Origin of the sequence: Pseudoalteromonas sp. GW168-MNA-CIBAN-0100 (assembly GCF_040309225.1) — a bacterium.
In the GTDB taxonomy this organism is placed as follows: Bacteria; Pseudomonadota; Gammaproteobacteria; order Enterobacterales; family Alteromonadaceae; genus Pseudoalteromonas; species Pseudoalteromonas arctica.
In genome coordinates this window covers 1-272 of record NZ_JBEOOL010000552.1, presented here as the reverse complement: position 1 = coordinate 272, position 272 = coordinate 1, and the positions used below count along the sequence as shown (strand labels likewise).

At 35.7% G+C, this 272-nt stretch carries 1 protein-coding gene; it reads left to right on the top strand.

Annotated elements, in window-relative coordinates:
- A partial coding sequence (locus tag AAEY62_RS22390; RefSeq protein WP_350636607.1) for a hypothetical protein occupies positions 1-191 on the top strand: 191 nt, incomplete at its 5' end.
- Between the last annotated feature and the right edge of the window lie 81 nt (positions 192-272).

Below are 272 nucleotides of genomic sequence, written 5' to 3'. Positions count from 1 at the left end.
ATTCTACTACTTATACAAACACACACTGCCTCAAAGCCAAATATTTGATTGTGACGGATGATATTCGACTTCCTAACAACGAACACATTCAAAAACTATTCGATGGACATGATAATCGACTCCTCTGGCTACAGCCTTCATCTGAATCCTATCAAAAAGACATGAGCATAAACATTTTTTTAGCGCAATGATGAATGGAGAACGATCTGCCTGAATTATCTCATAATATGAGTTATGCCTCCTTCATTCTTATATAGAACTATTTCATAGAC